Raw genomic sequence first — 12,158 nt, forward strand, 5'->3', positions numbered from 1 at the left:
CCCTTTCAAACGCAATTAAGCGCGTTGTTCGTATAACTTCACAATTTCGAGAATAACTTCTGTTGCTTTTTCCATTGTTTCAGCCGATACATATTCATATTTACCGTGCATATTTTCGCCACCAGCAAAAATATTTGGTGTTGGTAAGCCCATGAATGATAGTTGAGAACCATCTGTACCGCCGCGAATCGCTTTTTTAATCGGTGTAATACCTAAATTTAACATTGCTTCTTCCGCAAGGTCAACGATGAATTTTACAGGCTCAATTTTTTCAGCCATATTGTAATATTGGTCATTCATCTCTAGTTGAACTGCATCTTCACCATATTCTTTTTGAAGTGCTTCAAAAGCTTGTTGTACAAGTGCTTTTTTTGCTTCAAATTTTGCACGATCATGGTCACGAACGATGTAGTGTAATGTTGTTTTTTCAATTGAACCGTTAAATTCCATTAAATGAATGAAGCCTTCACGACCTTCTGTTAATTCAGGTACTTCGTCTTTTGGCATCATCTCTTGGAATTTAATTGCGGCTGTTATTGAGTTGACCATTTTATTTTTGGCGCTACCTGGGTGTACGTTTGTACCGAAAGTTGTTAATTTGACACCAGCTGCATTAAAGCTTTCGTATTCTAATTCACCTAGTGGACCACCATCCATTGTATAAGCATAGTCTGCATTGAAGCGCTCAACGTCAAATGCGTGTGGACCGCGACCGATTTCTTCGTCTGGTGTGAATGCAACACGTAATTCACCATGTTTAATCTCTGGATGCTTGATTAAGTATTCCATTGCAGTCATAATTTCTGCAATCCCTGCTTTATCATCTGCACCTAGAAGTGTTGTACCATCTGTAGTAATTAATGTTTGACCTACATAATTCGCCAGTTCAGGTGAATTTTCTGGTGATAGAACGACTTCTTCATTTAATTGAATCGCTTTTCCATCATAATTGTCATGACGAATCGGATTCACATTTGTACCTGTGTAATCAGTTGTTGTATCGACATGTGCTAAAAAGCCGATTGTTGGAATTTTTTTATCTGTGTTAGCAGGTAGCGAAGCAAATAGGTAACCATGCTCATCCACCATTACATCTGACATACCGATTGCCTTTAATTCTTCTTCTAATACATGAAGTAAATCCCATTGTTTAGCTGTTGAAGGTGTTGTCTCACTTGTTTCACAAGATTGTGTATCAATTTTCGCATAGCGAATTAAACGTTCGATTAATTTTTCTTTCATTTGTAGCATCCTCCTTAATTGTTGAAGCATTGCTACTATTCTAACACTTTCTTACGGATTTCGAAATGTTCAGGAAAATGAAAAATAAATAAAAATTGTGCAAATAAATAAGTCCCTAATGTCCACTGGGCTGCACCATCAATGGTTGTCACAAACATATTAATCATAAAAATAGAATCTGACATGATGAGTAGTATTGCGCTGAATAATAAAATCCATTTGCGCGTTTGAATAGTCGCCCAGCCAATTGTGAGCATGACTGCGATATAGAAAAGTACGACAAGACCTAAAAGAACAGCACCACTTTTAAAAATATTCCCACCCACCCATGCAGCAAGAACAATTCCATAAAATAATAAGCAGAGTGTCGCAATTTTAGAAGGGGATGTTTGTCGAATTGTTAAGCAAGCATGAATATAAAAAAGATGACCAATTAAAAAGAAGAATAAACCGATGATAAACCAATGGTGTGTGAGTTGTCCCACAATAAAAAAGAGAAGACCAAAAATGATAAAACAATCATAATGAGCTGTTTCAATAGATTTTGAAGTGAAGAAAATGAGTAAGAGACAAATTGTGGGAATTGTTGGTATGAGGATATCGTAGAAGTATGAAACTTCCTTTGGTAAGAAGAATAAATAAAGAATACTAAATATGAATGCAGTAATCCAAAGTGTACGTTCTTTCATAAATCAACCTCCTCGTATGAAGTCATATTTGAATATACCCCGAATTTGTGAATTCAAGAGGTTTTGAAACTTTTTCCTTCGCTTCACGTAAATAATGTAAGAGGAAAGGGAGGTTTTTTGCAAAATGACGATGACTTTTATCATTGCAGTCGCATTAGCCGCTGTAATCGGTGTATTAATTGTTCCGATTTCTAGTCGAATGAAGGACGGTAGTTTTAATTTCAAATTTAAAGCATTATTTTTCATTGGTATTTTACTCGTTGCATCCATTGCGACCATGATTACGCTATACATAACGATGATGGATTTAAACTGGACAGCAGTATGGCCAGTTATAGCAATTGTCGCATTTGCGGGTGCTTACCTATCAACAGGATTTGAGCGAAAGATTAAAGGATTAATTGGTTTAGCTGGTATTGGTGTCGCAGTTTATATGCTCTCTGCACCGATGATGAATGCAGATGAAAAATATGAATCAGCTAAGATGAAAACAGAAGTCGAGTTAAAAGCATTCGACGAAACAAAAACACCAGCGAGCGTACCGCCAAAATATGCACGCAACAAGATGAAAAAAGCATTTGGTCAAGTACCGAACACAAGTTACTATGAGCTTGGAAATTTACAAATTCAAAAAATTAACGATGACTACGTTTATGTTGCACCTGTTGAATTCTCAGATGCTTTCAAATGGTTCAAAGGGAAAACAACACCGGGTTACTTCGTATTAAGCGCGACGGATTCATCAGCGAATCCAAAATTTGTTGAAAAAGAGATGAAATATGTTCCGTCTGCTTACTTAAATAATCATGTTGCGCGTTATATGCGCTTACACAACCCGTTAACTATTTTCAACGGAGATGTTCAACTTGAAATCGATAATGATGGTACACCGTATTATATTCGTACGTATGGTGACTTCATTTCGGCACGTAACGGTTTTAAACCACAAGGGATTGTCATGGTGAATGCACAGAATGGTGATATCAAAAAATATAAATTAAAAGACGTTCCGAGCTTTATAGATGGAGCAGTTTCACCAGAGGCTGTGAGCTTACAAAATAGTTATTTCGGTAATTATGTGCATGGTTACTGGAATACAATTTTCGGTAAAAAAGATATCAAAATTCCTTCAGATGAAGGTGTAGAAGCAAATGTTAGCCCTGTATTTGATGAGAATGGCGAGATGTATTACTTCACTGACTTTACAAGTCCAAAAGAAGGCGTGGACTCCATGCTTGGTTATTCATTAACGAATGCACGTACAGGTCAAGGAACGTATTACACAGGTAATAGTGATGAATCGTATATGGATTCAGAAGGGGCACTGCAAGTAGTGGAAAAGAAATTCGTTGAGAAAAAATGGTCAGGTTCTATGCCATTACTTTATAACTTCTATGGTGAAACAAGTTGGTTAGTACCTGTATTAGATTCAAATGGATTCTTACAAAATTACTACATCGTTTCAGCAGCAAATCCTGAAATTGCTGTAACAGCGACGACACCAAATGAAGCACTTCGCCAATATAAAAATGTTCTAAGTCGAACAGGTACGAGTACAGTAAACGGTAACTCGACGAAAGAGGAAAAACAGGGTGAAGGAACAGTACTACGCGTATATAAAGAAACAGCAGGAGACTTCACGAATGTTACATTCCTTTTAGATGATGAGACGAACTATACAGTGAGTTCGGAAGTAGCTCCACTTGCAGTCTATTTACAAGAAGGCGATAAAGTGAAATTCACGTACTTGGCGACATCGGAAGTATTCCAACAAGTAAAAGAATTAACAATCACGACATTAAAGCCAAAAGAAAAGAAGACGAAAGAGTAACGTAAAGTACTGAATGAACAGAGGAATCGCATACGATGTGGTTCCTCTTTTTTTAACTGAATGATGCTATACTAAAGTTATAGGTTAAAAAAGGAGTATTTAGTATGCAAAGTAAAAATAAAACAGTTGTACGCTCAATGGAAATACTTAATTTATTTATAAATCATGCGAAATTAACATTTAATGAAATTATTGAATTATCAGGAATACCGAAAACATCCGTCTATCGTATGCTGCAATCATTAGAAGAAATGGGCTTATTAGATAAAGATGCGAACGGGAAATATAGTTTAGGCATTCTTTTTTTACGCTTCGGACATCTTGTTTCTGAACGAATTGATTTACGCCAAGTGGCATTACCAGCGATGGAGAAGTTACATCAGGAGTTAGGTGAGGCCATCAATCTCATTATTCGTGACGGCGATGAAGCAGTATATATTGAAAAGTTACAGTCGATTCAACCGGTTCGTCTTTATACAACGATTGGACGTCGTACACCTCTTTATGCAGGTGCTTGTGCAAGAGCCATTCTATCGTTTTTACCACCAACGGAACGAGAAGACTACTTGAAGCGAGTAGAATTAACAGCTTATGCAAAGGGAACCATCACATCAGAAGAAGCACTACGTCATTCGATTTCTGAAACGAGAAATAAAGGATATACGGTGAGTTTTTCAGAGCTAGAAGATTTTACTGCAGCAGTTGGCGTTCCAATTTTTAATCATTTAGGTGAGGTTGTTGCAGCGATTAGTATTGCAGGAATTGAAACGAATTACGCAGAAGAACATCTTGCTGTATTTATTCCAAAAGCAAAAGAAGCAGCACTCGATATCTCTTTAAAGTTAGGTTATCGCCCAGAAGTGTAACGAATTAAAAAAGTAGGTGACGAATGAAGATGAAAAAGATCATATTGGGCACACTGGGTTCTATACTACTGATTATAGGGATTATATTAAATCGCATCCATTCTATTGATTCGGGAATAGCGATGATTATCGGAATTTTTGCAGGACTTTTAATTGGTGCGATGTTCGGAGTAAAAGAAAAGTAGATAATGTTCATAAAAATCATGAATCTATGTAACACTATTCATTTTAATCGTGCTGATTGGTTGGATAATTTATGATACGATGAAAATCCCTACGTAGGGAAAAATCTAGATAATTTAGGAGATATAAGATGATGGATCAACAAGGACAAGAAAAGTTTTTACAGTTCATTTTAGAACGAGTGCAAGAAGGAAAAGAAGAGGAAGCGCGCGCAATACTTCTAGAAAACTTTAAAAAGCAAGATGAAGGTACATTCTCACAACAAGACATTCAAGAATTCGTTCCTAAAATGCTCCTTTTATTAAAACCAGAAAAATTACAAGAAGTTCAACTAATTGCACAACAATTTGCTAGTAAGTTTGGCTACTAATAACATACGAGTTTGAAATAGAAGATGAGATATCAGTGTAGAAACACCATCTCATATGAGCATAAGAAAAATCGGAATCGCGCCACAATGCGGTTCCGATTTTTTGTTTAGAACCCTAAAGAAGGAAGGTGAGTGTTATGTCTCATTCTGAACTTTTTATATGTATCAAGTATAATAAATAGGAAAGGAGTGGAAATGGTGGATTTTAGAGAAAAGTTAGCAAAATATCTGACAATTTTTGCACAAGTGGGTTTCCTATTAGCATTTGCTTGTAACGTATTCATTGGCGTACAAGGAATACCATCGACAATTGTGACAAGTGAACTGACATCAATCGCATGCTTTTTATTTATTTTCTTGTACGTTATAACAAAATTCATCATTAAACCAAAAACTAAAAATGATGTATTTGATTCAATACATTAAACATATATTTTTATCAATTAGTAAAGGGTGATTAAGTGTTCCATTATATTTTGAGGTAGAATAATTTTTTTAAAAGTTTAGTTTCTAGTGGAACAAGAAATAATATGATAGGGAATGGATAGGAAGAATAATTCACTTATAGCTATGTTATCTATTTACTATATAGATGATAAAGTCATAAAAATATATGGAAAGGACGGTGTGCTAATGGATATTGTGATTAAAGTGTTGAGTACATTAGTAGCTATTGAGTTTTTATTTATTATGTACCTAGAAACATTAGCAACTAGTTCAGATCGAACATCTAAAACATTTAATTTTACTAAGAAAGAATTAAGCAGCGATAAAATTAAGCTACTTATGAAAAATCAAGGTATTTATAACGGTCTTATTGGTTTAGTTATTTTATATGCAGCTTTTATCTCAAATAATGGACAGGAATTACTTATAATTAATATGATTTACATTGTTTTAGTGGCGTTATATGGTGCATATTCTAGTTCTAATATAAGCATATTTTTTAAACAAGGAACCTTAGCGTTGATTACGTTGCTGATTTTAGTTTTCTCTTAAAGTTTTTGATTGAATTTCATTTTAAAAAAGGGAGATTGGGACAGAACAAAATAATATGTCTCAAATGCGAATGATCAAATCAATTGAACTCGTAGAAAACGACTCCTGTGGGATTAGCATGAGCTGAAAACCCCACAGGAACGTAGTGACGAGGAGTTTGAAGCCATGCCCGAACGCTGCGTGATGTAGTGGGGCAAGATTTGCAACAGGACGTTGCGTTCTTTTCTTGCCTACCTCTATTCGTTTTTCGAAGCGGAAATTAATCTGAACGAGCAAATCCCGTATGATTTTGAAAAATCATACGGGATTTGCTATGTTGAAAATACTTTTGTCTCAGGCCCTCTTTGGCTTTTAAATTGAATTTTATAGAATCCCTAAATGCTCGTCACGAATATCCGTTATAAACATATGTCCAGGTGCATGTGTAATCATTAAATCGGGTTTTACGTGCATAGCAATTGCTTGAGGCGTAACACCACAAGCCCAAAATACAGGTACTTCGCCTTCTTTAATGGTTACTGCATCACCAAAGTCTGGTTTTGAAAGATCTTGAATACCGATTGTTTCAGGATTACCAATATGAAGCGGCGCACCATGAACAGAAGGAAAACGTGAAGTTACTTGAACTGCACGTACTACGTCTGCTTCAGGAATCGGACGCATCGAGACAACGGTCGGACCTTCGAAAAGTCCAGCAGGTGTCGTAGCGATATTTGTTTTATACATCGGTACATTACAGCCCTCTGAAATATGACGTACATCAATCTCGTTATTCAGTAGTGCATTTTCAAAAGAGAAACTACAACCGATTAAGAAGCAGACGAAATCATCTGACCAGTAATCATATAAATCCGTTACTTCTTCAACGAATACACCTTTTTTATAGACGCGATATTTTGGAATATCTGTACGAATATCTGCATCTTTGGCGATTCCTTTTGGTGCGACTTCACCAGGTTCGATTACATCTAAAATTGGACAGGCTTTTGGATTTCGTTGTGCAAATAAGAGAAAATCAAAAGCGTGTTCCTTTTTTAAAATAGCTAAATTTGCCTGTGCATAGCCAAGTGCGTGACCAGCTGTTGGACCTGTAATCTGCTTTTCGCGAATTAACTTGCGAATTTCAGCAGGTGATAAGTTTGCATAATCCATTCTCGTTCACTCCTTATTTCATTAGTAATTGAATTTGTTCAACCAATGTCATGTAGCCAAGTGTCCCCATCGATACGACAACAAGGATCCCTGTAATCGTTAGCCATTTTGGATGTTTATAATTGCCCACGATTGATTTTTTATGAACAGCAATTAATAATGTGCCAAGTGCGATTGGTAAGATTAGACCATTTAATGCACCAGCTAATACAAGTACATTGATAGGTTTACCAACTGAGATGAAGACAAGAGCTGAAATCGCGATAAACGCAATAATAATCCAGTTTTCATACTTAGCAATATTTTTATGGAATGTTTTAATGAATGATACAGATGTGTAAGCAGCGCCGACAACTGAAGTAACAGCTGCAGCCCACATAATCACACCGAAAATACGGAAACCAGCAGTACCTAAAGCACTTTCGAATACAGAAGCAGCAGGGTTATCTGCAGCTAATTTAACACCTTGTGATACAACACCTAATACAGCTAGGAATAGAAGAACACGCATAACACCTGTTACAGCAATCCCTGTAATCGAGCTTTTATTCACTTCTGGAATTGCGCTTGTACCTTTTAATCCAGCATCTAGTAAACGGTGACCACCTGCGAATGTAATATAACCACCGACAGTACCACCCACCAATGTCACAATGGCAAAAATACTTAATTCCGTTGGTACGAATGTACGAATCACTGCCTCACCAACAGGCGGTGCTGTTGAAATCGCTACGTACATCATCAGAAGAATCATAATACCACCAGCTACTTGTGCAGCGCGGTCCATAATTTTGCTTGCCTCTTTGAATAAGAAAATAACAATCGCAAAAATCGCACTTAGTGCAGCGCCAGTTGTTACATCAAGTCCAAGCATTGCGTTCAGACCAAGACCAGCACCGGCGACGTTTCCGATATTAAAAGCAAGTCCACCAAAAACAATTAAGATGGCTAGAACGAATCCTAGACCAGGTAGTACTTTATTCGCAATCTCTTGCCCGCGCAAACCCGATACGACAATAATGCGCCAAACGTTCATTTGTGCAAAAACATCGAGTAAGAGCGAGATTAAAATAACGAAACCAAAACTCGCGCGTAGTTGATCTGTGAAAATCGTTGTTTGTGTTAAAAATCCAGGACCGATTGATGATGTGGCCATTAAGAAGGCGGCACCTAATAGGACACTAGCGCCAGCTTTCTTCTTTGTCGATGACTGTGTATGTAAGTCGACTTTTTCCATATGAAACTCCCCTTTGTTCTAACGGAACGGTGTAACTTGAATCCCACTCTCCGTTAATCGTTGATGAATGAATTGTGCAAATTGTAGTGCGTGTACGCCATCCCCATGGATACAAACGGTATTTGCGACAATTGGATAACTTGTTTGTTGAACGGTTTGAACTGTTCCTTTTGTAATCATATTCAATACTTGTTCAACAGCTTGATGGTCATCTGTAATAAGTGCATTTGGTAATGTACGAGATGTTAACGAGCCATCAGCTTGATAGGTACGGTCTGAAAATACTTCACTCGCTGTTTTGAGACCGATTTTTTCACCTGCTTTGATGAGTTCACTACCTGAAAGGCCATATAAGACAAATTCAGGATTTACTGCGTAAATCGCTTCTGCAATAGCAGTGGAAAGGCTTTCATCTTTTGCTGCTAAATTATACAGTGCGCCATGTGGTTTGACATGTTCTAATTTTCCACCGAAAGCAGTCGTCAAAGCTTGTAATGCCCCGATTTGGTACGTGACAATGTTGAAAACTTCGTGTGGTGATAGATGCATCGCATTGCGACCGAAACCTACTAAGTCTGGAAACCCAGGATGTGCCCCAATTTTGACGTTCTTTTCAAGTGCTAGCTCTACTGTTTTTCGCATGACATGTGGATCACCAGCGTGGAAACCACAGGCGATATTGGCTGACGTGACATAATCTAAGATTAATTCGTCATTGCCCATTTTGTATGCACCAAAACTTTCACCTAAATCGCAGTTCAAGTCGACTTGAAACATGAAATCAACTCCTTTATCCCCATTTTAGTCCGTAATTCAGTTTATTAGTTCCGTTTTAAGAAACTTATGTTTCGAATAATACCATAAAATAAAAAGTGTGTATAGCTTGAATAGTCCGATATTTTAAAAAATAATTGCGAAAATAATTGAATAATTCTATAATTATTCCTATATTCAGAATTAAAATTCCGAAATTCGGGAAAAGGGGTGGCGACATGCGATTTAATGAATACACAACAATATCGCCAATGGGAGACGCTGCGATTCGTATTGAATTTAACGAAGCGGTGAGCGTCCAACAGTATCATATGATGCAATTATTAATCCAACATATAGAGGATGCGGAGTTACCGTATGAAGAAATCGTACCATCATTTCAAGTAATCACAATTTTGTTTAACCCACTAGATGTGAAGAAGAAAATACACAATCGACAAAATCCATATCAGTGGTTAGAAGAAAAAATCTGTATTATTCTACAACAAGAAATAACTGTTACAGAACAGGTGGAAGAGGTAGTTGAAATTCCTGTTTGCTATGGTGGCGAATTTGGGCCTGATTTAGAAGAAGTCGCAAACTATCATAGCATCACGCCAAAAGAAGTGATTCAAAAACATACAGGACGTGATTATTTTGTTTATATGTTAGGGTTCGCACCAGGGTTCCCGTATTTAGGCGGACTAGACGAATCATTAGCAACACCAAGAAAACAAACACCACGTTTGAAAATTGAAGCAGGATCTGTTGGGATTGCAGGTTCACAAACAGGGGTGTATTCAATTGAAACACCGGGTGGTTGGCAAATCATCGGACGTACACCAACAGCTTTATTTACACCAGAAGCAGAAAATCCTACCTTATTACGAGCAGGTGTCTGGATTCGATTCTATCCTATTTCAATTGAAGAATATCATGCGCTGAAAGGAGAAAGTCTATGTCAATCACTTGCTTAAAAGCTGGCACACTTGCAACAATCCAAGATATTGGACGAATCGGCTATCAAAATATTGGCGTTATTGTAAGCGGGGCGATGGATTCTTTTGCACTTAAAATTGCCAATCGTTTATTAGGGAATCATCAGCACGAAGCGTGTATCGAAGTAACGATGCGCGGTACGGTATTTCATTTTTCAGAAGATACGTATATTGCAATTACAGGTGGTGACTTAACACCGACAATTCAGGGGATGGACGTACCACAGTGGCGACCTGTGTTGGTTCGTGCCAATCAAACACTTCGTTTTAAAGGTGCAAAAAAAGGATTGAGAAGTTATCTTGCTGTGCAACATGGTTTTTCAATAGAAGAAAAGCTCGGAAGTAAAAGTACATACTTGCGCGCAAATATGGGCGGTCTAAATGGACGTGCGCTTCAAGAACAAGATGAAATACAGTTAATGAATACAAATTGGGATACACCTGTATTACCGATTGAAACTGATTATTTTAGTACAGTTTCGTGGCATGTCCGACCTGATTTTTATAAAAAAGCACGTAAAAGACATCGTATTCGTTTCGTCGAAGGGAACGAATATCAATGGTTTACAACAGCTACACAACAAAATTTTGAACGTGTTCATTTTGATGTTGCTATGTCATCTGACCGTATGGGGTATCGTTTAAAAGGGTTTAAGCTTCAAAAAGATGTGCAACAAGAGATGGTTTCAGAAGCAGTAACGAATGGAACGATTCAAGTAGCGAATGATGGACAACCCATCATTTTATTAGCAGATCGTCAAACAACAGGTGGTTATCCTCGAATTGGACAGGTGATTTCAGCTGACTTACATCGTTTCGGGCAAATGAAGCCAGGTGACCAAATACGTTTTGAACGCGTGACACTTGATGAAGCATATGAAGCTTTATATGATTTAGAACAACAACTAAACCATATTGAAATATCGATTCAATTGAAAAAATAAAAAGAAAGAATCGCACAATCGTAAGTGTGATTCTTTCTTGTATTTAGACTATTTCCACGTGAAGCCTTGTGAAGCAAGGAAATCTTTAATGAACGGACGTTGTTGGTTTACTAAGTAATCCGCCATTTGTTTCGTCCAGTTCGTTACTTTTTGATTAGCATTACGGTTTAAGTAGTACTCACCAAGTTCTTTATCATATTGTGTTAATAGTGCGTCATATTTTTCTACATCATAACCATTTTCATGTACAATTGCTTCCACTGGTAAACGTGGTTTTGTATCATTTGTTTTCGTTGGTTTGCCGATCGTCATCGCAAACATCGGGAAGACGTATTCAGGTAGGTTGAATAATTCGCTAATTTCTTTTGGATTATTACGTGCGCCACCAATATAACAAATACCGTAGCCTTCAGCTTCAGCTGCAATAACGAAGTTTTGAGCAAATAAGCTAACATCTGCTACACCCACTAAGACATTTTCAGCCGAATCAGCTGTAATATCAATATCGTATTTTTGACCAGCAATTTGAAGACGTTTGAAATCTACGCAGAATAAGAAAGAAGCGCCAGCTGTTTTGAATTGGAAATCATTATTCGATAATTCGCCAAGTTTCGCTTTTTTCTCAGGATCTGTCACATGAATCACACTATATGCTTGTACAAAGTGTGATGTTGCAGCCATCTGTGCAGTTTCGATTAAATCATATACCACTTCTTTTGGAATTTCTTCGCCTGTATATTTACGGACAGAAGTATGACTACGTAATAATTCTTTTACTTGATTCATGATTCATTCAACTCCTATTGTCATTTGTATTCAAAGACTATGCTACCATAAATGCTCATCTTATTCGAAAACCTTTGATTTATTTTAAAAAGTTTTTTAGTAATTTTT

General features: G+C 37.0%; 14 protein-coding genes. 8 read left to right on the forward strand and 6 right to left on the reverse strand.

What is annotated here, in order from left to right; translation table 11 throughout:
- Nucleotides 1-15 precede the first annotated feature (15 nt).
- A complete protein-coding gene (gene pepT, locus MHB75_RS13960; RefSeq protein WP_141273807.1) occupies nt 16-1,242 on the reverse strand; it encodes a peptidase T in 1,227 nt (408 codons plus the stop codon).
- Nucleotides 1,243-1,277: 35 nt separating this feature from the next.
- A complete protein-coding gene (locus tag MHB75_RS13965; protein WP_340998365.1) occupies nt 1,278-1,931 on the reverse strand; it encodes a lysoplasmalogenase family protein in 654 nt (217 codons plus the stop codon).
- Nucleotides 1,932-2,055: 124 nt separating this feature from the next.
- Here MHB75_RS13965 and MHB75_RS13970 point away from each other — a divergent pair, with 124 nt between their 5' ends.
- The 6 genes from MHB75_RS13970 (at nt 2,056) to MHB75_RS13995 (ending at nt 6,180) form a co-directional block, all read left to right on the forward strand.
- Nucleotides 2,056-3,762: a hypothetical protein gene (locus MHB75_RS13970; protein ID WP_340998366.1), complete on the forward strand. Its 1,707-nt coding sequence runs from the start codon at nt 2,056-2,058 to the stop codon at nt 3,760-3,762.
- A gap of 104 nt (nt 3,763-3,866) precedes the next feature.
- Nucleotides 3,867-4,628: an IclR family transcriptional regulator gene (locus MHB75_RS13975; protein ID WP_340998368.1), complete on the forward strand. Its 762-nt coding sequence runs from the start codon at nt 3,867-3,869 to the stop codon at nt 4,626-4,628.
- Nucleotides 4,629-4,657: 29 nt separating this feature from the next.
- Nucleotides 4,658-4,813: a hypothetical protein gene (locus MHB75_RS13980; RefSeq protein WP_170214735.1), complete on the forward strand. Its 156-nt coding sequence runs from the start codon at nt 4,658-4,660 to the stop codon at nt 4,811-4,813.
- A gap of 128 nt (nt 4,814-4,941) precedes the next feature.
- The gene (locus MHB75_RS13985) at nt 4,942-5,181 is read left to right on the forward strand and encodes a hypothetical protein (protein WP_255314738.1); all 240 of its coding nucleotides are present in this window, start codon (nt 4,942-4,944) and stop codon (nt 5,179-5,181) included.
- A gap of 198 nt (nt 5,182-5,379) precedes the next feature.
- Nucleotides 5,380-5,607, forward strand: a complete 228-nt coding sequence (locus tag MHB75_RS13990; RefSeq protein ID WP_141273803.1) for a hypothetical protein — start codon at nt 5,380-5,382, stop codon at nt 5,605-5,607.
- Between the two features lie 207 nt (nt 5,608-5,814).
- On the forward strand, nt 5,815-6,180 hold the full coding sequence (locus tag MHB75_RS13995) for a DUF1304 domain-containing protein (protein WP_141273802.1): 366 nt from the start codon (nt 5,815-5,817) through the stop codon (nt 6,178-6,180).
- Nucleotides 6,181-6,543: 363 nt separating this feature from the next.
- Here MHB75_RS13995 and MHB75_RS14000 read toward each other — a convergent pair whose 3' ends face one another.
- Genes MHB75_RS14000 through MHB75_RS14010 form a run of 3 tightly spaced genes read right to left on the reverse strand, consistent with a single transcriptional unit; the run spans nt 6,544 to nt 9,346 of the window.
- Nucleotides 6,544-7,332, reverse strand: a complete 789-nt coding sequence (locus MHB75_RS14000) for a putative hydro-lyase (protein ID WP_141274836.1) — start codon at nt 7,330-7,332, stop codon at nt 6,544-6,546.
- Between the two features lie 13 nt (nt 7,333-7,345).
- Nucleotides 7,346-8,569 carry an NRAMP family divalent metal transporter gene (locus MHB75_RS14005; RefSeq protein ID WP_141274835.1) on the reverse strand — a complete coding sequence of 408 codons (1,224 nt, stop codon included), beginning with the start codon at nt 8,567-8,569 and terminating at the stop codon, nt 7,346-7,348.
- An 18-nt stretch (nt 8,570-8,587) separates the two neighbouring features.
- Nucleotides 8,588-9,346 carry a LamB/YcsF family protein gene (locus tag MHB75_RS14010; RefSeq protein ID WP_087680926.1) on the reverse strand — a complete coding sequence of 253 codons (759 nt, stop codon included), beginning with the start codon at nt 9,344-9,346 and terminating at the stop codon, nt 8,588-8,590.
- 215 nt (nt 9,347-9,561) lie between these two features.
- On the opposite strand from MHB75_RS14010, the gene pxpB reads away from it, so the two are divergent.
- Both pxpB and MHB75_RS14020 read left to right on the forward strand, forming a co-directional pair.
- A complete protein-coding gene (pxpB, locus tag MHB75_RS14015) occupies nt 9,562-10,299 on the forward strand; it encodes a 5-oxoprolinase subunit PxpB (RefSeq protein WP_340998376.1) in 738 nt (245 codons plus the stop codon).
- On the forward strand, nt 10,281-11,264 hold the full coding sequence (locus MHB75_RS14020; RefSeq protein ID WP_340998378.1) for a 5-oxoprolinase subunit C family protein: 984 nt from the start codon (nt 10,281-10,283) through the stop codon (nt 11,262-11,264). Before pxpB ends, MHB75_RS14020 begins: the two co-directional genes overlap by 19 nt.
- Before the next feature lie 48 nt (nt 11,265-11,312).
- Here the strand turns inward: MHB75_RS14020 and nfsA are convergent, their stop codons facing one another.
- The gene (gene nfsA / locus MHB75_RS14025; RefSeq protein WP_068456325.1) at nt 11,313-12,050 is read right to left on the reverse strand and encodes an oxygen-insensitive NADPH nitroreductase; all 738 of its coding nucleotides are present in this window, start codon (nt 12,048-12,050) and stop codon (nt 11,313-11,315) included.
- Between the last annotated feature and the right edge of the window lie 108 nt (nt 12,051-12,158).

This window comes from Kurthia sp. FSL E2-0154, from assembly GCF_038003625.1.
GTDB classification, from domain to species: Bacteria; Bacillota; Bacilli; order Bacillales_A; family Planococcaceae; genus Kurthia; species Kurthia gibsonii.

Bases quoted from the DNA above. Each gene is read 5' to 3' on its own strand.
- MHB75_RS13970 (WP_340998366.1), top strand. From the start codon at position 2,056: ATGACGATGACTTTTATCATTGCAGTCGCATTAGCCGCTGTAATCGGT.
- MHB75_RS13995 (WP_141273802.1), top strand. From the start codon at position 5,815: ATGGATATTGTGATTAAAGTGTTGAGTACATTAGTAGCTATTGAGTTT.
- MHB75_RS13965 (WP_340998365.1), bottom strand. From the start codon at position 1,931: ATGAAAGAACGTACACTTTGGATTACTGCATTCATATTTAGTATTCTT.
- MHB75_RS14005 (WP_141274835.1), bottom strand. From the start codon at position 8,569: ATGGAAAAAGTCGACTTACATACACAGTCATCGACAAAGAAGAAAGCT.
- MHB75_RS13975 (WP_340998368.1), top strand. From the start codon at position 3,867: ATGCAAAGTAAAAATAAAACAGTTGTACGCTCAATGGAAATACTTAAT.
- MHB75_RS13985 (WP_255314738.1), top strand. From the start codon at position 4,942: ATGATGGATCAACAAGGACAAGAAAAGTTTTTACAGTTCATTTTAGAA.
- MHB75_RS14010 (WP_087680926.1), bottom strand. From the start codon at position 9,346: ATGTTTCAAGTCGACTTGAACTGCGATTTAGGTGAAAGTTTTGGTGCA.
- pepT (WP_141273807.1), bottom strand. From the start codon at position 1,242: ATGAAAGAAAAATTAATCGAACGTTTAATTCGCTATGCGAAAATTGAT.
- MHB75_RS14000 (WP_141274836.1), bottom strand. From the start codon at position 7,332: ATGGATTATGCAAACTTATCACCTGCTGAAATTCGCAAGTTAATTCGC.
- nfsA (WP_068456325.1), bottom strand. From the start codon at position 12,050: ATGAATCAAGTAAAAGAATTATTACGTAGTCATACTTCTGTCCGTAAA.
- pxpB (WP_340998376.1), top strand. From the start codon at position 9,562: ATGCGATTTAATGAATACACAACAATATCGCCAATGGGAGACGCTGCG.
- MHB75_RS13980 (WP_170214735.1), top strand. From the start codon at position 4,658: ATGAAAAAGATCATATTGGGCACACTGGGTTCTATACTACTGATTATA.
- MHB75_RS14020 (WP_340998378.1), top strand. From the start codon at position 10,281: ATGTCAATCACTTGCTTAAAAGCTGGCACACTTGCAACAATCCAAGAT.